At 47.5% G+C, this 23137-nt stretch carries 9 protein-coding genes; all 9 read left to right on the plus strand.

From position 1 onward, the window contains the following. The first annotated feature begins 2 nt into the window (after positions 1-2). A complete protein-coding gene (locus C173_RS20465; RefSeq protein WP_036727797.1) occupies positions 3-7868 on the plus strand; it encodes a non-ribosomal peptide synthetase in 7866 nt (2621 codons plus the stop codon). Continuing rightward, the gene (locus C173_RS32990) at positions 7869-12962 is read left to right on the plus strand and encodes an SDR family NAD(P)-dependent oxidoreductase (protein ID WP_051478214.1); all 5094 of its coding nucleotides are present in this window, start codon (positions 7869-7871) and stop codon (positions 12960-12962) included. Between the two features lie 12 nt (positions 12963-12974). Then, positions 12975-18215 carry a non-ribosomal peptide synthetase gene (locus tag C173_RS20475; protein WP_036727799.1) on the plus strand — a complete coding sequence of 1747 codons (5241 nt, stop codon included), beginning with the start codon at positions 12975-12977 and terminating at the stop codon, positions 18213-18215. A 4-nt stretch (positions 18216-18219) separates the two neighbouring features. After that, entirely contained in the window at positions 18220-18477 is a 258-nt protein-coding gene (locus tag C173_RS20480; protein WP_051478215.1) for an acyl carrier protein, read from the plus strand. After that, positions 18470-19330, plus strand: coding sequence for a 3-hydroxyacyl-CoA dehydrogenase family protein (locus tag C173_RS20485; protein ID WP_036727801.1), 861 nt, complete (start codon positions 18470-18472; stop codon positions 19328-19330). The genes C173_RS20480 and C173_RS20485 overlap by 8 nt, the downstream gene beginning before the upstream one ends. 20 nt (positions 19331-19350) lie before the next feature. Then, on the plus strand, positions 19351-19590 hold the full coding sequence (locus C173_RS20490; protein ID WP_036727803.1) for an acyl carrier protein: 240 nt from the start codon (positions 19351-19353) through the stop codon (positions 19588-19590). A 30-nt stretch (positions 19591-19620) separates the two neighbouring features. After that, positions 19621-20748: an acyl-CoA dehydrogenase family protein gene (locus tag C173_RS20495; RefSeq protein WP_036727805.1), complete on the plus strand. Its 1128-nt coding sequence runs from the start codon at positions 19621-19623 to the stop codon at positions 20746-20748. Between the two features lie 67 nt (positions 20749-20815). Next, complete coding sequence (locus C173_RS20500; protein WP_235191967.1) at positions 20816-21832, plus strand: HAD-IIIC family phosphatase; 1017 nt, start codon at positions 20816-20818, stop codon at positions 21830-21832. Between the two features lie 24 nt (positions 21833-21856). Then, positions 21857-23128, plus strand: a complete 1272-nt coding sequence (gene fabD, locus C173_RS20505; protein WP_036727809.1) for an ACP S-malonyltransferase — start codon at positions 21857-21859, stop codon at positions 23126-23128. The last annotated feature ends 9 nt before the right edge of the window (positions 23129-23137 follow it).

The following is a 23137-nucleotide window of genomic DNA, read 5'->3' on the forward strand; positions in this document are numbered from 1 at the left end:
CTGTGGAAATCGAAATGCTGAATAAATATATTCTGGACCAGTTGCAAAAAGGCGGGTTAAATGAAGACACCGCTTTGACGCTTCTTACAACAATCAATGAACAGGATGAAGCCCAGCATGAACACCAAGACGAAGACATTGCCATTATCGGATTGAGCTGTAGATTCCCTGAGGCGGATAATGAACAGGAATACTGGTCGAATCTCAAAAATGGCAAATCGATGATACGGGACTTTCCCTTTACGCGCAAAAAGGATACAGATTGCTTTATCCCCGAGGGGGATTCTCCAGAGGATTTTTACGGCAGAGGGGGATATTTGGAGCATATTGATCAGTTTGATCCAGCATTCTTCCGGATCTCACCGAGAGAAGCATTATTAATGGATCCCCACCAGCGGGTTTTCCTAGAAGTGGCATGGGAAACACTTGAGAACGCAGGCTCCGCCGGAAAGCAGATTCATGGGAAAAAGGTTGGTGTCTTTGCTGGACGGGATCATTCGAGCGATACGATATACAAGCGGTTGGTGCATGATTCGGATTTTTTAGCGATAACCGGATCGACTGCCGGCATTATGGCAAGCCGGATTTCATATTACTTGAATTTAAAGGGTCCAAGCATCGTCGTCGATACAGCATGCTCTTCTGGTCTGGTGGCGCTTCACATGGCCTGTCAGGCACTGAAGAATAAGGACTGTGAGATGGCTTTGGCCGGAGGAATAAATCTTTCTCTGTTTCCTGTAAGTGGAGACAGTATGATAGAATCGGCGGAAAGCTTGGTGCGCACCTTCGATAAAAATGCGAACGGCACCGTGTGGGGAGAAGGGATAGGCATTGTCATGCTGAAACCTTTGAAACAGGCGCTAAAGGACAGGGATCATATAAGGGCTGTAATTAAAAGCAGCGCCATCAACAATGATGGCACCTCCAATGGGATTTCGGCCCCAAATGCCGAGGCGCAGGAAGATGTCATTGTTACTGCATGGCAGAGGGCGGGTATCAATCCGGAGGATATTACCTATATTGAGACCCACGGAACCGGAACGAAATTAGGCGATCCTATTGAAGTGAGGGCGCTTTCCAATGCGTTCAGAAGGTACACCTCCAAAAGCCAATTTTGCGGCATCGGGTCTGTAAAGCCGAATATTGGCCATTTGGTGGGAGCTTCCGGAATGTCTTCATTAATTAAATTGATCTTATCTTTGGAAAATAAGCAGATACCGCCTACTGTTAATTTTGAGTCGCCCAATCCTTTCATTGATTTCTGCCAATCGCCTCTATATGTGAACAGTCGGCTTAAAGAATGGAAACAGCCGGACAAGCCTCTTTTGGCGGGTGTCAGCTCTTTTGGTTTCAGTGGAACGAATTGCCACGTTGTTCTGCAGGAAGCCCCCCGGGAGGCTGCTGCAGAGAACGACGTCAAAGCGAGGGTTCTGACCCTGTCAGCAAGGGACAATAATTCCTTGGTTCAGTATGTCGAGCGGTTCGTTAAATTCATCATTGGCACAGATTCCTTGCCTTTGGACAATATTTCGTATAGTGCTTCAGTAGGAAGGCCGCATTTTTCAAACAGGCTGGCAATTCTCTACACCGATTGGATTGATTTGCGGAAAAAACTGATACATGTATATATTCACGGGCTAACGAAAGAGGGCCGGGGGATTTTTACCGGGACACATCATGTGACAAAGAACAATCGACACTTAGCGGAGGAGGGGGGCATTACCGTCCGGGAACTGGACAGACTAAATCGGTTATCGTCCGAGATACTGGACCGGGCCGCGTTAGCAGGTGGTGTGGACTCTTCTCTGTTGACCTCTCTTTGCCAATTATACATACAGGGGGCGGACGTGAATTGGGACAGGCTCTACTCGCAGCAATGTACTAAGTTTCCCTTACCGGCGTATCCTTTAAAAAAAGAGCGCTATTGGGTCGCCCCGGAAGGTATCGGGCAGAGAGCTGAGCAGAGGTTCAATAAGGCGCCGTTCATTAAAGAGAGAATAAAGAGTAGTGAATCTGAAACAATCTTTCGTCTGGACATGGAGACCAAGGCAAGTTGGGTATTGAATGAGCATAAATGGCATGAGCGAAGTATGCTGCCGGGCACTGGTTATTTGGAAATGGCGCTGGAGGCTGTGAACGAGAGGTGGAAGGGGGAATCCTTTGAGCTGAGGGATGTTACCTTTTTGAGCCCGTATTTTGTTGACGCTCCAGGCAAGAAAAAGCTAGTGGCCGCTATTCATTCTGGTCCGCAGGATGCTCTGACGTTCGCAATTGAGTCTGTTGATGACGGTGGTGTGCGGACAGTTCATGCTAAGGGCGCTTTCCGGCGGGGAGCGGAAATTCCCCCGGACAAGAAAGCGGTAGGGATATTAAAGCAAGCCTTCAGAGAAGAGCAGCAGCCGATTAATATAAGCTCTATGGGGGGACCTTTCGTATTCGGCAAGCATTGGCATGGCAATGAACTGATGCTACAGCAGACGAAGGATAGCCTGCTGCTGGAGGTGCAAGCTGCCGGGGATGTTCTTCGGGAATTGGGGCAGTTTCATCTGCATCCTTCCTTGATGGATATTGGTATAAACTTTGCAGGGAAATTAATCGACGAGGGCCTGTATGTTCCTTATAGCTATAAAAAATTGGTTGCATATGCACCGATCCCTTCCCGTTTTTTGAGCTATATCAGACGAAAGGAGGGTTCTCCTTCCCGCATGGCCTTGTTTGACATTACCTTTCTTGATACGGATGGGAATGTCATATTAGAAGTAACGGATTATGGAATGCGCCGGCTACAAAATCATGAAAGCGGGTTCATTCAAGAACGGGAACAACAAAAGTTACACCGGATCAGCTGGAAGAAGAAGGAGGAGGCTCCCAGGGAATCAGCGCCCAGGTTAGGTGTAACGGTAATTATGAAAGACAGGCAGGGCATATCGGAAGAATTGATTACACAGTTTACAGGCCATGGCTTCCCGGTGATTCATGTGGAAAGGGGCCCGGTCTATCAGAAGACGGATGAGGAGCATTATACGATTAGTTCAAGCGAGGACGACTTTCAGCGGCTGTTCCAAGACCTGAAGCGAAACCAGATAAACAGTATCTTGTATCTGTTCTCTCTGAATACCGGACAGGAGCCGGACACCTTGGATGAGCTGGAGGACGCCCAAGCAGACGGGATTGACAGTCTCTTCTTCTGTGCTAAAGCCATTGCTCAGCATCTACATGCTCAGCCAATTCATGTGACCGTTATTACGAAATATGCATTTTCCGTAACCGGAAATGAGCGGACGGTAATTCCCATAAATGCAACAATGGCAGGATTCGGAAAAGTGATTCAGAAAGAGTACGCCAATCTGACAGTCAAGTGCATCGATCTGGATGATGAGACATCAGTTCCTTCATTAGTTACAGAAATCGGACGCACACCGTCATCCTACCTTACCGCTATGAGGAATGACTTAGCGTATGAGGAGGAAATAGCGGAAATCGAAGTCATGGAGCACTCTTCTTCGATAAAAGTGAAAAAAGACGGAGTCTACCTGATTACAGGCGGAACCGGTGGGATTGGCTTAGAGGTTGCTTTGGAAATGGCGAGAAGCGGCCCGGTCTCGCTGGCTTTTGTGAGCCGTACTGCCATTCCATCCAAGGAGGAGTGGGCTGGGATTCTCGCCGCAGGCATCGATAGCAAACTGATGAGCATAATCAGGAAGCTGCGGGAAATCGAGAGTCTAGGCGCACGAATCGTTTTCTATGCCGGGGATGTTTCCCATTATGAATCGATGCGTGAAATCGTTGGAAGGGTCCGCCAAGAGTTCCACCGCATTAACGCCGTCATACATGCTGCCGGAGTTCCGGGAGAGGGTGTAATAGGCCGAAAGGATAGGAATAAGCTGCGGGCGGTTCTACAACCCAAGGTTAACGGGACATGGATCCTTCATCAGTTGACGAAGGACGATGAGCTTGATTATTTTATGATGTTCTCCTCTGTCGCGAGTCTGGCCGGCGGAGCAGGCCAGAGCGATTATACAGCGGCGAATACTTATTTAGATTCATTTGCCGACTATCTTAGGAACTGTAAGAAAGTTCCTGCAATAAGTGTAAAATGGACTACATGGAAATTTGTTGGCATGGCTGCCGGAAGCGCCTTGGAACACGATCAGGCAATCATTCATCCGATCGATCCACAGGAAGGAGTAGCGGCGTATAAAGATATTTTAAGCTTGAATGAGCATCAAGTCATGGTCGGTGAACTTAATTATCCACTATTAGGAAGCTTGGACAGAATCCCATATCGGTTTTGCGAAAATATTGAAAGCCGGCTTGTTAACTACAGAAGTCTGCAGGCCGATTTCCAAGAGCAGGCGCGACCACTGGAGAAACTGGAACTGAAAGGAAGAGCCAATGGGGTCTATAGCCCGCTTGAAACGAGGATTGGCCAAATATGGGGAGAAGTATTGGGTTTGAAGACCATTAATGTATTTGATGATTTTTATGAGCTTGGTGGGGACTCCATTCAAGCCATAAAAATTTCAAATGTTTTAAACAAGGAATACGGCATTGATATAGACATGGGGGATTTGTTCATTTACACAACCATAGGGGAACTGGAGGGTCATGTCAAAGACAAACTGAACCAGGCTTCTCTTGCCGGCGAACCGGAAACCGCCCTAGTCAATATTGATTATGAGCTGTCCCATGCACAAGAGCGGATGTGGTTCCTGCAGAAGCTTCATCCGGGCTTGACTGCCTACAATCTTCCGTCATCATTCCGGCTTGAAATGGAGGTGAATACGGAGCTTGTCTGCAATGCGGTTGACAGGCTCTTGGCCCGCCATGAAACCTTGAGAACCATATTCGTAGAGGATGCTGATGGTTCTCCGCGCCAGCAAATAGTCGATCACTGCCATGCTGACATCAAGGTTATCGACCTGGCAGATGACGCAGATAAGGAAGAAACTTTGCTTGCAATGATCAATGCCGATAAAAGAATGCCGTTTGACTTGCGCAAGCCCTTGCACAGGTTCATTTTGTTCCGGCTGAACCGCCAGGATTGGTGCTTTTATGTTAATTTGCATCATTTAATTACAGACGGCTGGAGTTCAAAAATATTCTTTGAAGAATTAATGACCATGTATAAGGCGCTGGCACAAGATACAGTACCTGATTTGAGCATGCCGGCCATGCGGTATGTAGACTGGATGATGAGGCAGAAATGCTGGTTTGAAAGCGAGCAGGCCCGTTCGATGGAATCCTACTGGTTAGGTGAATTAGTTAAGCCGCTGCCAGCATTAAATTTACCTGCCGACTACAGCCGTCCCAGCATACAGACCTTTAATGGAGGCTCCCATACGTTCCGCCTTGATGAAAAGCTGACCCAGTCGGTTAAAAGTAAACTCAGGGAATGGGGGACATCTCAGCATGTCTTCTTCCTGAGTGTGTATTTCCTTCTTCTGCATTCGGTAACGGGCGATGAGGATATCATCGTAGGTTTCCCAATCGCAGGCAGGGATTCTGAAGAGGTGGAGAATCTGATAGGTCTGTTTATCAACACGTTATGCATTCGGGCCCAATTCCGTAATCTTGAGACCTTCCAGGATGTGCTGAATGTTGTCAGAGAAAAATCAGTGCTGGCATTCAAAAACGGCAGATATCCCTTTGATTTGATGGTGAAAAAGGTTAACCCTGAAAGGGATTTGACAACATCCCCAATTTACTCGACGATGTTTCAATTTTACGAGCATGCCCAGGTTAGTGATGATACAAGTCTGATTGATTTATACCTGAGCTGCCGGGAAGTGGAGGGGATGACGGAAATCAGGTTTGAGTACAACAGTGATCTATATAGTCCGTCAACGATTGAACGATTATCCCGCTTCTACGAGAAAATGATAGACACAGTCGTGGTTAGATCCGTAAAGCTAGAAGAGATGGAGCTTCTCACTTTGGATGACAGGGAGATCTACATGAACAGATTCAATGCTACCGGCGCTCCTTATCCCAGTCACTCCAACATTGTGGAATTGTTTGAGCAGCAAGCGGAGAGAGAACCTTTCAAAGCAGCCGTTTCGGAGGATAAGCTTACGGTTACCTATTCGGAATTGCAACGGCGTGTGACTCATTTGGCTTCCCGGCTGGTGACAGAGGGAGTTAAGCGGGGAGCGATTGTCGGCATGATGACAGAGCATTCGGCGGAAACCATTATCGGGCTGCTTGCCGTTATGAAGGCGGGAGGGGCTTTCTTGCCAATTGATCCCGAATACCCTGCGGAGCGAGTGGACTACATGCTGGCTGATTCGCAAGTATGCCTGCTCCTGACCAATACGGACATGAAGGAAGACACAGCATTTGAAGGCAAGATCATAGACCTGCGATTGATAGGGGAACCGGAGACGGAGGCTACACCGGTGTTTGCCCGAATTGCTGCGGATCAGCTTGCTTATGTTATTTATACCTCGGGTTCAACAGGAAGGCCGAAGGGGGTCATGGTGGAGCATCAGGGACTGCTAAATTATATTTGGTGGGCCCAAAAAATGTATGCCAATGAGGGGGATGCGGTGTTCCCTTTGTATTCATCCCTAGCCTTTGACTTGACACTTACGTCGATCTTTACTCCGCTTATTTGCGGCGGCACAATTGAGGTATACAGAAATGATGGAAATGAATTTCTTTTGTACAAAGTAATGAAGGATAATAGGGCAACGGTTGTGAAATTGACTCCGTCTCACCTGATGCTGTTAACGGATGTTGATATCGGCAATACATCTGTTAGACGGTTTATAGTTGGAGGGGAGGATTTGAAGACTTCTCTGGCCCGCAGTATTGTTAATAAATTTCAGCACCGGATCGAGATTTACAATGAATATGGTCCAACGGAAACCGTAGTCGGATGCATGATCCACCGGTATGACGAAACGGAGGATACAGGGCGCTCTGTGCCGATCGGGAAACCTGCGGATAATGTACGGATCTACATTTTGAACCAGCACCGGGTTCCCTGTGGCGTGGGGGTCATGGGTGAGATTTATATTGCCGGTGACGGGGTTGCAAAAGGATATATAAATGACCGGGAGAAATCGGATGAATACTTCGTACCCGACCCGTTCATTCCAAACGGAAGGATGTACAAATCCGGGGATTTGGGCCGGTTCAATGCAAGAGGCCAAATCGAGTATGGCGGGAGAAAAGACAAGCAGGTTAAAGTCCGCGGCTACCGGATCGAATTAGGTGAAGTAGAGGCAAAACTCGGCGGGATTGAAGGAATTCATGAGGCGGTTGTGCTGGTGCAGCAAGGCAAGGATGAGGTCCATCAATTAAGGGCTTATTTGATTGGTGATAACCGGATGAGCCGTGAAGAGCTCCAGACCGCTTTGGCCGGCGTACTGCCTCAGTATATGATTCCGGCAAGCTTCACCTATGTGGATGAGTTACCGTTGAATGCTAACGGCAAAATTGCTGCGGATGTACTGTTTGCACTGGAAGAGCCCCTGAGGCTTGAGAATCAGAGCGGGCCTGCCGACGACGGGCTGACAGCGGAGATTACACTGATCTGGCAAGAGATTCTTCAGCTTGACCGGATTGATCCCCGGGAAAGCTTCTTCAATGTGGGAGGCGACTCTATTTCACTTGTCAGATTGCATAACCGTCTGGAGAAGGTGTTTCCGCAACAGGTTAAGCTGGTTGACTTATTCAACTACACCACCATTTCTGCATTGGCCGATTATATCGGCAAGAAGGGGGAGGGCGGCACGTTAAAGACAGTCCTGAACCAAACGGTTATACAGAATGAGATTGACCAGATGCTGGACAGTATTGACAGTGACGATTTTGATGTGGAGCAAATGCTCCAGGATTTAAAGGGTATTGGGGGAGATTAATTGGAGTCCGTCTACCGGTTCATTCTTGAGGAGACAAAAAGAGGCACTATCAACCGTACAGTTGCTTCACAGCTGTTATCCATGATGAAAGAACAGCAAATCAGAAACTTCCAGGATATTGCCGTGATCGGCTTGGCGCTCAGGGTTCCCGATGCCGACAATCAGACTGAATTCTGGAATAATCTTGTCAGTGGGAAAAATTGTGTGAAGTCACTTCCGTTAAGCCGCAGACAAGATCTCGACGACATTCTGGGCTCTATGTCTGGACAGCCCGCTGCGATCCAATATTCCCGTGGGTCGTATTTGGAGCGCATTGACCGCTTCGACTATAATTTTTTCAATCTCTCTCCCAGAGAAGCGAGTCTGATGGACCCAAATCAAAGACTTTTTTTACAGACTGTCTGGGAAGCGATCGAGGACGCAGGATATGGAGGGCACAGCTTAAAGGGGACAAGAACCGGTATATACGCCGGCTTCGGCAGCGACAGTGAATACAGCCGGCTTATTGCCGAGCTGTGTCCTGAATATACTGCGATGTCCATACCGGGTAATCTGAAGTCATTGCTGGCAGGCAGAATAGCCTACTTGCTTGACTTACATGGACCCTCTATATTGGTGGATACCGCATGCTCCTCTTCTCTTGTTGCGATTCATATGGCGTGCATGGCTCTGATGCAAGGAGAATGCAGTATGGCGATCGCAGGAGGCATCAAACTGAATATGCTCCCCGTTGAGCCGCCAGAGAAGCTGGGAATTGAATCCGCGGATCAGCTTACGAAGACCTTTGACCAGTCATCCGATGGAACAGCAGGTGGCGAAGGGGTTGGTGCGGTGCTGCTTAAGCCCCTAGTCCAGGCGGAGAAGGACGGCGACCATATCTATGCTGTCATTAAGGGCAGTGCGGTTAATAATGACGGCGATTCCATGGGGGTTACGGCACCGAATCCGCTTGCCCAGGAAGAAGTAATCGTTCGTGCATGGAAGGCCGCCGGAATTAACCCTGAAAGCTTGTCCTTTATAGAGGCTCACGGCACAGGGACTAAGCTGGGGGATCCGATTGAAGTGGAGGGAATCACGAAGGCCTTCCGCCAATTCACGGAGAAGCAGCAATTCTGTTCGATTGGATCGGTCAAATCCAATTACGGCCACTTGGACAATGCGGCGGGAATGATCGGGTTCATGAAAGCTGTTTTTTCTCTGAAAAATCGTCAATTGCCTTCATCCCTGCATTTTCGTTATCCCAACCGGAATATCGGGTTTCACAAATCTCCGGTTTATGTGAATGATGTGCTGCGGGACCTGGAGGAGAGCGAGGAACCGGTTCGGTGCGGTGTAAGTTCTTTCAGTCTCGGCGGAACCAACTGTCACATGGTCTTGGAGGAGTACACAAGGAAGTGGCCTGGTGCAGCAGCAACCGGGGATTCTCTTTTTACACTGTCGGCCAAAACAGAACGCTCATTATATCAGCTTGTGCAAAGCTACATTAAATACTTCAATGATCCTTGTAGTCTGGCAGAGGTTTGCTACACTTCAAATATTGGAAGGGGGCATTATCAATACCGGCTGGCGATCATTACGAACGACCAATTGGATCTTCAGAATAAATTAATGCTGTTCCAATCCGGGAAGAAAAACTGCCCGGAGCTGCAAATTTATTATGGCTCAGTCAATAAAGCGGCTGCCGATGCTGCAGGAGCTCTCTTGGAAGCTTATGAAGATGTATTGGCGGAAGGCCATGATCCGAAGCGGCTGGGCCGGCTTGCAATATCGTATGTTCAAGGACATGAAGTGAACTGGAGCGCGATGTACAAGAATACGGTATTTCGCAGAGTCCCATTACCTCCTTACGTCTTTGATGAAAAGAGGTGCTGGGTTGCCAAGGAGACGGAAGACAGAGGGGAAGAACAGTATTATCAACTCAATTGGGTGGAGGCAGAGAAGGCTGTTCCACCCGGGCGAACATGGGAAGGTGCTGTTCTGGTCATTGTGGGGGATGGTTGTCTCTCCGATGCGATAATGAAGGAGCTCCGTGGACAAAGATATGTTGTAACGGCACAACTCGGCCGTGAATATTCCAAGATCAGTGCGATGGAGTATCTAATTCGGAATACGGCAGCGGACTTCTCGGCTCTGCTTGCGCAAATGAAGGACATGAATTTGACCGCGATTGTGCACTTAGCCAGCCTTTCCGAGCAGGGGGGGATGGACAGCGAAAATGATTTGACTGCAGGTCTTCAGCGGGGAGTGTGCAGTTTTAGAAACCTCCATCTGGCTCTGGCAGAAGAAACCTTTGCAGACTTGGACCTTTATTTGATAGCGGAGCGCGTCAACGCTATACACCGCAGTGATCCCGTAATCAACCCGGTCTTCGCGCCGATGTTCGCGCTGGCGAAAGTAATGAAGTACGAAAATTTCAATACCCAATGCAAATGCATCGATATAGATTCCGAGACGGAAGCCGAAGTCATCGCCAATGAGATTGCGTCAGCGGCAATGGATTCGAACGTGGCTTACCGGAAAGGGATCAGATATGTGGAACGGCTGGAGACCTTCCAGCCTCTGGATATGGAGCTGAAACCGACCGGTATCCGGCCCAAAGGTGTTTATGTCATTACAGGGGGAACGGGAGGGCTAGGGCTTCAGGTTGCCCATTATTTGTCGGTTCAAAATCAGGTAACCTTGATTCTGATTAACCGCTCCTGCTTCCCGGATAAGAAAGAGTGGGCAGCAATAGCGGCCGATCCTGCCAATGCCTTAAGCGATAAAGTGAAGTCGCTTCAACAAGTTGAGGGACGAGGATCTCAGGTCCGGTGTTACCAGGCGGATGTTTCCTGCCCGGAGGACATGATTTCTGTTCTGGATGAGGTTCGTGAGACTTACGGCAGCATTCACGGAGTTATCCATAGTGCAGGAATAGGAACGGGTGCCAGAGGGGTGAGTATTCAAGAGCAGGAAGAAGAAGACTTCCTTCGCACATTAGCCCCAAAGGTTCAGGGAACATGGCTCTTGGATCGCTTAACACAGCAGGATAAGCTGGATTTTATGGTGCTGTTCACCTCACCGGTCACCCTGATCGGCGGTGTGGGACTTTCAGGTTATACTTGTTCCAATTCCTTCTTGGATTCCTTCGTTCATTACCGAAATACTGGTGGTAAGCGAACGATTGCCATGAGCTGGGCACCGTGGGAGTTCACAGTGCAGTTGATGGGGGAGCGGTTTAATCCGCAGAAGCAGTTGTTCCAGGTCATTTCTTCAGAGAGGGTACGTGAAGCGTTTCACGACATTTTAAACCATGACGTGCAGGAGTCCATTATTGGAGGATTAAACTACCAGGGCGAGCTTCTTCCTTACTATAAGGAGTTTTCCTTCCGTCTGTCCGATTCCATTATTGAAAGAATCAAAGGCGGGCTTGAACAGGCTTCTTCGTATCAACGTGTGGTCGAGGTAAGGTACAAGGGGGAAAAGGTACCACCGCATGGACATTCGGAAAGCCTTGGACAAATCATCGGCGGCGTCCTTGGCATGGAGAAGCTTGATCTGGAGAGCAACTTCTTTGAGCTTGGCGGGGACTCCATCATTGCCATGAAAGTAATAGTGCAAATTAATCAAGTCTTCCAGACGGCACTTAAGGTAACGGATCTGCTGCGGTTCCCAGACCTTCATGCTTTCACCGGGTTTATTGCGGAGCAGACCATGGTTGAAGATTCTTCACAGAACACGGCGAGGGATATTAGCCGAGACATTCTCCTGGCACCTGAGCAGAATTATTATCCCGTTACTCCAATTCAACGGGGGATTTTCATTATCGAAGAGCTGGGAAACGCCGGTTGTTCTTACAATATGACTAATGTAGTCAGAATTACCGGTAACTTTGATTTGAACAGACTGGAAAAGGCCTTTGGAGCTCTGATTCGGAGACATGAAGCGTTGCGGACTGCCTTCCGGATTGCCGACGGCGAGGTTGTTCAAACCGTCCAATCGGATGTACCGGGAATCGTAACTGTCAAACAAGTGGAGACGGAGGAGGAGATCAGACATTATTTAAAGGCTTTTATCCGCCCATTCCATCTTCTAAGCGCTCCGCTGGCACGATTAGAGGTATTGGCAGCAGGTACAGAGCAATTTATCTTATGTTTTGATATCCATCATATTGTATCTGACGCAGTGTCGCTTAGCATTCTCACTAAGGAGCTCTCAAGTTTGTACAACGGAGAGAGGCTCGAACCGGTGAGAATTCATTTTAAGGACTATGCTTATGTGCGCGGCAAGCAATGTGAGCACAATGAGATGGCGGCTGATCTGGAATACTGGGATGCGAAATTGAACCGGCCGGCAATTTCTTTTGAGCTTCAGACCGATTTCCCGCGGGGACCAATCAGAGAATTTGCTGGAGACACAGTCACTTTGGACGTCAGCGGGGACGTAAATCGTGGTTTATTCCGGTTAGCACATCAATCAGGAGGCACCTTGTTCATGAGTTTGTTTGCGGCTTTTCACATTCTTCTCATGCGGGTCTCCGGTTATGAGGATGTCATCGTCGGTACACCCATAGCTTTAAGGGATCAGCCAGCCCTGGAAGGCTTGGTCGGAAACCTGGTCAATGTTGTGCCGGTAAGGACCCGTCCGGTCCCTGAGGATACCTTTAACGGCTTTTTTGCCAGATTTAGGAGTGAAGTGCTGCAATCCTTTGAGCATAAGGAGTTGTACTATGATGAGATGGTATCCTTATGGAATGCACCGCGTCACGTCAGCCGCAATCCTATATTCGATGTTGTGTTTGCCATGCAAAATATTCCGATACCCCAAGCTTCCTTCGGGCGTCTGCAGGCCAATCCGTACAGGTATGAGAATTCGAATTCCAAATATGACCTTACGTTAAATATTCAGGACTACGATGGGGTATTGAGCTGCAATATGGATTACAACACCAAATTGTATCAAAAGGAAACGGCAGAGGAGCTGTTGCGCCAGTATACAACAATATTGGAAGCAGTTGCAGGCAACGGGGATATTCAGCTGGCCCGGATCAATCTGGATGATCCTTCGAAGATATCGCGCAAGGTTGATTTGGAAAGCGTTGAATTTGATTGGTAAGGGGGGAATGAGATGGAATTAGAAGATGCATATCCAGGGGATGGCAAATACTACTGGAAGGACAAACAAACGCTGGTGGAGAAAGTAAGCGGTTTTCCACGAGATTGTGTACACGTTGGCAGTTCCGATTATCCTTCATCAGTTGAAACGTTCCTGTTTCCGGATGCAATAAATAACGAAATTAAACGGATCACCAAGAAATCTCCCTACGCAGAGTTTATGATGCTGAATGCGGGAGTCATTTTTTTGCTGTCCAAATATGGAAGGGTTTCCGAGGTTATTGCTGTAACTCCGCTAATGAATCAGTGGGATAAACCGGACGTTGATGTTGTCAAAAAGTTGCTTATCCCTGTATGTTTTCATTTAAAGCGGGAGATGACCTTTAAATCCTATATGGACGGTGTGAGAAAAACGCTGCAGCAGGCCCTGAATAGCCCGGATTCGGGTTTTCACCCTCTACCGGAGATGTCTCTGCCCGCCTTAGTCGTTCACCGGGATATCCATTATCTTGAAAAGTGGAAGGCGGACCTTTGCTTTTCCTTTTATTCGGATGATTGCGGCCGTATTGCATTGGATATCGAATTTCATCCCGGATATTACGATGCCGGTACTATTCGCCGTATCTTCGGTCAGTTAAATGTTTTTTTTGAGCAGGTCCTGAGCAATACCAATACGTTATTGAAGGATGTTCAACTGTTAACGAACCAAGAGCAGCAGCGGATAATAACCGAATATAATGAGACGGCGTCAGAATACCCGGAGGCCCATACCATCGACCAACTCTTTGAACGGGTTGCCGAGTGTTACCAAGACCGGGTTGCCATAACCTGCGACAGCAGCTCATTGACTTACAAAGAACTCGATCAGCTGGCAAATGTATACGCGCGGCAGCTTCGCAAGCTCAACCTTCCGCAGGAAACTATAGTTGGAGTGAAGCTGGATAAAAGCATTGATTTGGTGGCAGCTGCGTTAGGAATATTGAAATCGGGTGCAGCTTATCTGCCGATTGATCCGGAAATGCCGGCGGCGAGAATGAAGGAAATCATTGAAGACAGCCGGTCCCCTGTCATTATCACAAGCAGACGGTTCGCAGATACAGGGGGAGAATCAGGACAAGCAGCCGTCATCTATACCGAGGACTTGGCCCGCTTGAATGAAGAACCGGAGACCGCTTCTAAGCCAGCTGATCGGAATCCAGGGCAGTTGGCATATGTGATCTACACTTCAGGATCGACTGGCAGACCGAAGGGGGTCATGATTGAACATCGAAATGTGGCGGGGCTGCTGAGCAATAACAAAAGCCTGTTTGATTTCAATAATGATGATATATGGACCATGTTTCATTCCTTCAGCTTTGACTTCTCTGTATGGGAGATGTACGGCCCGCTTCTGAACGGAGGGCATCTGATCATTGTCCCCAAGGAGGTTGCCCGGGATACTCCCCGCTTTCGTAAGCTGCTTATAGAGAAGCGGGTAACCGTTCTGAATCAGACTCCGGGGGCTTTTCATACCTTGATTCGGGAAGATGAGAGCTATCATGATGCAGGTCTATCGCAATTGCGCTATGTCATATTCGGCGGGGAAGCGCTGAATCCCTCAATTCTCCGGGACTGGCATAACAAATATAAGGCAACCAAACTGATCAATATGTATGGCATAACGGAAACAACTGTTCATGTGACCTATAAAGAGATTACGGAAACGGAGATCTCGAAGGGACATTCCAATATAGGGAGGCCGCTTCCCACTTTATCTGCCTATGTTGTTGATGAAGACCTGCAGCTGGTGCCGGAAGGAATTCCGGGAGAGCTGCTGGTTGCCGGACTAGGAGTTGCCCGGGGATATTTAAACCGTGAAGAACTGACAGAGGACAAGTTCATTCCGGATCTCTTTCAACACGGATCGAGGGTGTACCGTTCAGGGGATTTGGTAAAATGGTCAAAAAGCAGCGAACTGCTCTATTTGGGCCGGATAGATCAGCAAGTGAAGATCAGAGGACACCGGATTGAGTTGGGAGAGATCGAGAACCAGTTGTTGAAGCTGGGCGGGGTGCGGAATGCAGTTGTCCTTGATATGAAGGACGGGGAAGACAGCAGGTACTTGCATGCTTTTTTTACCGGCAGTGATCAATTAACCCTTACGGATATCAGATCGCACTTAGGGCAGCAGCTCCCGGACTATATGCTTCCGGCTTTCTTCTCACGCATCAGGGAGATTCCTCTGACGAGTAACGGGAAGGTCAACAGAAAACAATTAATGGAGAATTCCCCAGTCTTAATGAGGGAACAGGGTGTGATCCAGCCCAGAACCGAAGCGGAGCGGATTATGGCCGGGGTGTGGCAGGATGTCCTTAAGGTGGCTGAGGTCGGTATAGACAACCACTTTTTCACGTTGGGCGGAGACTCGATCAAGGCTATACAAATTCTTTCTAAGTTAAGGCAAAAAAACTGGAAGGTGGAGTTAAAGCACTTCTTTCATTCTCCCACCATCCGGGAGATCAGTAACCACATGGAGCCGGCGGAGAAGCTGGACAACTATGACAGCGTTTCCGGCGAGGCTGCATTGTCACCTGTTCAGCAATGGTTTCTGGAGGAATGCTCCTTGGAGATCGCCAATCACTATAACCAAGGCATACTCTTAACCTCAGTCGAGCGGATGAGGGCAGTTTGTATAGAACAGGCTTTTTACAAACTGATGGAACATCACGATGCGTTGCGTAGTGTTCTTCGCGTCTATGAGCAAGGTACCGTTCAGCAAATCAGAGAACCCGGTGCTCGCCCTTTATTTGCCTTTGAAACGGTGGACCTGTCGCAGCTTGAACATGCAGAAGAGCGGATTACGGGACATTTGAATGGGAAACAAAGAGCCATGCGTCTGGTTGATGGCCCGTTGCTGCAGGTAGTGCATTTTCGCTGCAAAGACAAAGATTATGTAGCTGCTTTGATCCATCACTTTGTGGTTGATGGGGTTTCTTGGAGAATTATTCTGGAGGATTTCACTACCCTTTATAATCAGGCAATTGCAGGTGAGGGGCTGATTTTGTCTGGAAAAACTGATTCCTATGTGCAGTGGATTCAGCGGCTGAACAGGTATTTTGAATTGCCCGGAGCTGACAGGGAGAAGGATTACTGGACTGCAGTGGAGGAGCAGATCGAACCGTTCCTGCCAAGTAATCATGAAGGAAAGGGCTATTGCTTTCAGGATGTTGCCAGGGTTGAATTTGAGTTGTCTGCCGCCGAAACGGAAGCAATGATGAAGCTTGTCCATCACGCTTACAACACCGAAATCAACGACATCTTGCTGGCCGCGACCGCATTAACCCTGAAACAGTGCTTTAATGTAGACAAGGCTGCAGTGGATATGGAATCGCACGGCAGGAATCAGGAGCTGTTTGAAGAAGCGGATATCTCCAGAACAGTCGGCTGGTTTACAAGTATTTATCCGGTTGTATTAAGGGTCAAAGAACTCTCGGACGACTATTCCGAATATATCAAACTGGCGAAAGAAACCTTAAGAGCCGTTCCGAACAAAGGAATCGGAAGTATGCTGCTTGACTACGGGACCGGCAAAAGAGAACACAGAGCGCGAAAACCTCAAGTCAGCTTTAATTACTTGGGGAATTTTGACGTGTCTGATTATCAGGGGTTTCATTTCTCCGGCATCTCTATGGGGGAAATGGTCTCGCCTCGCTGGAAGCGAAAGCATGATCTCGACATTTCAGGTATCCATATCGGCGGAAAGCTCTCCATATCTATGACCTATAACAAGCATCAGCTTGGACAGGCAACCATGGAGCGGTTCGCCGATGTGATGAAGAACAATCTTTCGGGTATGATCGTCCATTGCATGGAAAGAAAGCAGCAAACCTTAACCCCAAGCGATCTTACCCTTCAAGGGTTGAATGAGCACAAGCTGGAACGGCTCTGCCGTTTTGCCGGGGGAATAAATGCTCAATTGGAAGATGTGTACCCGCTTACGCCGACGCAGAAAATGATCTTGTTTCATTCCATGCTCTATAAAGAGAAGAATTCGTATTTTAATCAGATGTCTTTTGATTTTGAAGGGTCCATACAGAATGACCTGGTTCAGGAAAGTCTGCTTGTTCTAATCAAGAGGTATCCGACCTTGAGATCAGTATTTACATTCCGTACTATCGAGGTTCCCGTTCAAATAGTGCTGAAAGAGACAGAGGTTCCTTTGGAAATAATTGAACTCTCAGGCATGGACGAGGAGAAACAGTCTGAATCCATTCAAGAGATTATCTGTAGCTCCAGAAATGCCAGATTTCACTTAAGCAGCTCCCCTCCTCTTCGGATTGTATTAGTGAAGCGAAGCAATACGAAGCATTTATTAATATGGAACTTTCATCATATTCTCCTGGACGGGTGGAGCTTAAGTATCATCATGAGGGAGTTTTTTGAAACCTATCAAGCCTTGTCGGTCCAAGATCCACCTCGGCTGAGGGAGCCCCGGCTGTTCCGCGACTACCTCCAATGGTTCCAGAAGTATAACAAGCGGGAGGAAGCGATTGCGTACTGGAGACATACGCTGGATGGTGCCACGGCTGGGACGCAGCTGTCGAAATTCAAAAAGGGAGGTGGGACCCGGCAGTATGTTCAAGAAGAGATTCAAACCTCTCTGGGGGAGGCCAGAACACAAGGTCTAAAACAGCTGGCCGAGCATTTAGGGGTAACGCAGAGTGCATTGTTTTTAACAGTATGGGGATTACTCCTCCAAGACATATGCGGGACGAATGAGGCATTATTTGGCCTGGTAATATCGGGAAGACCCACAGAGATCAGCGAAATTGACCAAATGGTGGGGATGTTCATTAATGCTGTGCCGGTACGAGTCAAAAATGTCTTAACATCCGGAGTGCCGGAAACAGCCGCTTCCGTTCAGGAGATTATCTTGTCATCCGAACAATTCGGTTGTCTTCCTCTCAGTGAGGTTCTTAGCAACGCAGGTATTGACAACATAATGATAGATCACATGATTATATATGAGAATTATCCGCGTTTGGAAGAGGTAGTTACCAAGGTGAAAAGCACCTTCCGCTTGGTAGGAATACACAGTTATGAGGAGACAAGCCACAACCTGAATATTGTTATTCTTCCGCAAGATGAATATCAGGTGAATTTTGTATACAACTCACTGGTTTATGCAAAGGAAACCATGGAAGGCCTGAAACAGCGACTGATTGAGAAGGTAGACATGGTCTTGGAGTCTTCGAAGACAATACAAGGAGGTTAAAGTCATGGGGGACGAACAGATGCTGCTGGAATTGAAAGCGATTCTGGAAGACTTGAACATTGAAGGCGTTGACAGTATCCAAGTGAACGACAGCTTGGCCGATTACGGATTAAACTCAGCCGGGCTGCTGAGATTGATCTTAGCTGTTGAAGAACAATTCGGATTTCAATTCAAAGATGAAGATTTCGATTCCGAGAACTTTGAAACGTTGGAAAGCTTGATTACCTATATTGCGCGTCGTAAGGAAGATTCCCATGAGTGAAATAAGTGTACGGAAAATCGGTGTGATTGGCGCAGGAGTTATGGGAAGAGGCGTTGCACAAACTTTTGCACAGAATGGTTATGGAGTTATTCTGATTGATATCTCTGAAGAAATACTGGCCAAAGCGAAGGAAGAAATCAGCAACAGCCTCCGCCTGTATACTATGTTCCATCCTGACAAGCTCACAGTAAAGCCTGAAGAGGCATTGAGCCAAATCGAATTTACAACATCCTATAATCACTTGGCAGACGTTACATTTGTTATAGAGAATGTGTCGGAGAAATGGGAGGTAAAGGAGCAGGTATATGCTACTTTATCGCGGACAGTCAGACAGGATTGCATTCTTGCTGTAAATACATCCTGTATTTCAATAACCCGGATCGGAGCATTGACCAAGCAGCCAGAGCGTGTCATCGGCACGCATTTTATGAATCCAGTTCCCCTCATCCAAACGATAGAGGTAATAAGAGGATTCTACACCTCCGATGAGACCATAGAGAAGACGAAGGACGTTCTCTCCTCTATTGATAAGGACTGTGTGATTGTTCAGGATTCACCGGGTTTTGTGTCGAACCGTATCTCTCATCTGCTGATGAATGAAGCGGCATTTGTTGTCCAGGATCAGGTTGCGTCTGCGCATGATGTGGATGAAATATTCAAGAGATGTTATGGACATAAGATGGGGCCGTTGGAGACTGCCGACCTGATCGGCCTCGATACGGTAGTGGATTCGCTGGAAGTGCTCTATCAGGATTTTCAGGATCCGAAGTATCGCTGCTGTCCGCTGCTAAAGAGAATGGTCAGTGCAGGGCTGACCGGGAAGAAATCGGGCCAGGGTTTCTTTATATACTAAAAAAAGCGAGGTTATAACACATGGAACAGATCAAGGAAAAAACAAAAGGTTTTTTAAGCAAGTTTTATAGAAAAAGAGAAATATCTGATAGCGAAGATATTTTTGCGCTGGGCTTTGTAAACTCACTCTTTGCAATGCAGCTGGTTATGTTCATGGAGAAAGAGTTTTCCATCCGGGTTGAAAACAATGACCTGGACATGAATAATTTCAGATCCATTGAGAGCATTGCGCAGTTCGTAGAACAGAAAAAGGCTGTTTGATCAATTTTAAATATACAGGGAGGCCTTGAAATGGAATTTACACCTTCTCAATTGAAATGGCAGGAATCCTTCAGTCTGTTTGTCGATCGTGAGCTGATTCCGGTTGCGGAACAGAATGACCGAGAGGAAAAGATCTCAGCGGAGCTGCTGCAAAAGGTTGCAGATGCGGGATATCTGGGGTCTATGCTGCCTCAAGATTACGGCGGCCTGGGGCTGGATATGGTTACAGTTGGCTTATTAAATGAGGAGATCGGCAGAGGCTGTTCGAGTGTAAGAAGCCTGTTGACGGTTCAAGGGATGGTTGCACTCGCTATTTTAAAATGGGGTACGCCGGAACAAAGGGACAAGTGGCTTCGAAAATTAGCCCGGGGAGAGGTTATTGGAGCCTTTTCCCTTACTGAGCCTACTGTTGGAAGCGATGCAAAAAATATTACCATGTCTGCAACGCTGGAGCAGGATGAATACGTTTTAAACGGAACGAAGAAATGGACGACCATGGGGCAAATCGCCGACCTTTTTTTGGTTTTTGCCCAGGTCGAGGGATTACCCACTGCCTTCCTCGTTGAAAGAGATAACATTGGCCTGGAGATAAAGCCGATTGAGGGTTTGTTGGGAGCAAGAGCTTCAATGATAGCCGAAATAGACTTTAAGAACTGCAGAATCCCGAAGGGAAATCTTGTAGGCAGCTTGGGCACGGGGTTATCCCACGTAGCTCTTGCTTCGCTGGACTATGGGCGGTTTACAATAGCATGGGGATGCGTCGGACTTGGCCAAGCCTGTCTGAATGCAAGCTTAAAATACGCCAGAAAACGGAAGCAGTTCGGTGCATCGCTCAGACAACATCAGTTGATTCAAAAAATGATTACCGGCATGGTAACGAACATCAAAGCGGCGAGAGCTTTATGCCATCATGCCGCTAGCTTAAAAGAAGCGGGAGAGCCAGATTCAATCATGGAAACATGGGTGGCAAAATATTTTGCTTCAACCATGGTATCCAAAGTCGCCAGCGATGCTATTCAAATCCACGGAGCCAACGGCTTCAGCAGAGAGTATCATGTGGAGCGTTTTTACAGGGACTCTAAGGTCAATGAGATTATCGAAGGCACAAACGAAATGCATGAGATTTTGATTGCAACATATGCCTTTCGGAATATCTGAAGAATAGATTAGAAACGGGGCGACGAGCGAAATGAGTATTGCAGGTGCAGCACACAAAACGCTGAAAATGAAATGTGTCGTTTGGGATTTGGATCATACCCTGTGGGATGGCGTACTGCTGGAAGGTTTCGGAGTTACGGTCAAGGACAATGTCAGCGAGATCATACGTACATTGGATGAACGGGGAATACTGCAGTCGGTCGCCAGTAAAAACAATCATGCGGATGCGGAACAAAAGCTAAGAGATTTGGGCCTTTACGAGTATTTCTTGTACCCGCAGATCAATTGGAATAATAAATCGGATTCCATCGGCACAATTGCAAAATCCTTAAATATCAGTCTGGACAGTATAGCCTTTATAGATGACCAGCCTTTTGAATTGGATGAAGTACAGTTTGTTCATCCTGATGTTTTCTGCATTCTAGCGGAAGGGCTGGACGGTCTGCTTGATCTACCAGAGCTGCACCCTGTCTTTATTACGGAAGATTCCAAGATTAGACGGAAAATGTATCAGGATGATATTGAACGTAAGCTGGTGGAAGAACGCTTTGAGGGAGCCCAGGAGGATTTTTTGGCTTCCTTGGATATGGAGTTCACAATATCTTCCGCAACCGAAACAGATTTACAGCGAGTCGAGGAGCTGACTGTCCGCACACACCAGCTTAATACTACCGGGTATACCTATTCATATGAGGAGCTAAGAGAGTTTATCAAATCGGACAGCCACAGGCTGATTATATCCGGTCTCAGCGACAAATACGGCACATATGGAAAAATCGGTATTGTCCTGCTGGAATGTCAGGACAAGGTGTGGAATATTAAGCTGCTGCTGATGTCTTGCCGTGTCATGTCGCGCGGTGTCGGCAGCATAATGTTAACCTATCTGATGCAGGAAGCTGCCAACGCCGGAGTGAAGCTGCGGGCAGAGTTTATTTCCAATGACCGGAACAGGCCTATGCTGATTACCTATAAATTTGCCGGGTTCCAAGAAGTTGAACAACAAGGGAATTGTACAATTATGGAGCGGAATACGGATCAAATTCCTCAGCTGCCCGATTATGTAAGCATTATCATCAATGATTAACCAATGACGAAGGAGCTGCAATAAATGAATAACAAGCTGGCGTTTGTTTTTCCGGGACAAGGATCGCAATTTGTCGGTATGACCAAAACACTCTGTGATGACTATTCAGTAGCGAGGGAAGTATTCGAGGAAGCGAATGATATCCTGGGGTTTAATATTAAAAAACTTTGCTTTGAAGGGCCTGTCTTGGAGCTGAATGCCATTGAGAACATGTTGCCTGCTTTATTGACGGCAAGCTATGCCATCTTCAGGGCCTTTATGGATAAGGTCGGACTTGAACCAAGGTATTTGGCCGGTCACAGTTTGGGAGAATACTCAGCTTTGGTTGCTTCGGGAGGGCTTCGGTTTGCCGATGCCCTCCGGCTTGTCCGGTTAAGGGGTTCACTGGCGATGAATGTCAAGGATACACATCCAAGCTGGATGACGGTGGTGAACGGACTAGATTCAGCCCAGGTGGAAGCAGTATGCAATTGCCTGTCCCGGTTGGGACATACCGTCTCTATTGCTTGTTTCAATCTCAAAGACCAGCAGGTGATTGCCGGCAGTGAACAGGCTATCACGGATGCGGAGAATGAACTGCTTGAACTTGCCGACGACGTGCAGATTACACCGTTGTTTTCGAGTCCTCCCTTTCACAGCGGGTTGTTGAAGGATGTCTCGGATCAATTGAGAGCAGAAATATCAAAAATTACACTGAACGACGTAAAGTGGCCTGTCATTTCAAATGTTACCGGAATGCCATATACAACCTCAGAGCAAATCATCACCAATCTGACCGAGCAGCTGTACAAGCCGGTTCAATGGGACAAGACGATGGAATACTTGTCTGGACAAGGCACAGATTTGTATATTGAGATGGGACCGCAATCCATCATGACCAATGTCATTAGGGCAACCTGCAGCAACGTACAGGCTTACTCCTTTGGTCAGATTGACGACCGCAACTCCGTAATGGATAAATTTCAGACTCATCATGTCAACACTCCAGAGGACAATCAGTTTACGGTGATTACCCGTTGCCTAGCAATCGCGGTTTGTACAAAAAATAATAATGACAACAACGAAGAATACGAAACCGGCGTAATTATGCCTTACGAGAAAATACAAGCCCTTCAGGATCAACTGGAGAAAGAGCAGAGTATGCCGACGAAGGAACACATGGAAGAAGCGCTTGCGATGCTGATGAGTGTATTTGAAACTAAACGTACTCCCGCGGAGCTTAGAGTAAAGCGGTTTGATCAAATTTTTGAAGAGACCGGTACAAAAGCCTTGTTCGCCGATTTTATTTACCATTAAGTCTGGTTT

This window comes from Paenibacillus sp. FSL R7-277 (genome assembly GCF_000517965.1).
In the GTDB taxonomy this organism is placed as follows: Bacteria; Bacillota; Bacilli; order Paenibacillales; family Paenibacillaceae; genus Paenibacillus_AQ; species Paenibacillus_AQ silagei.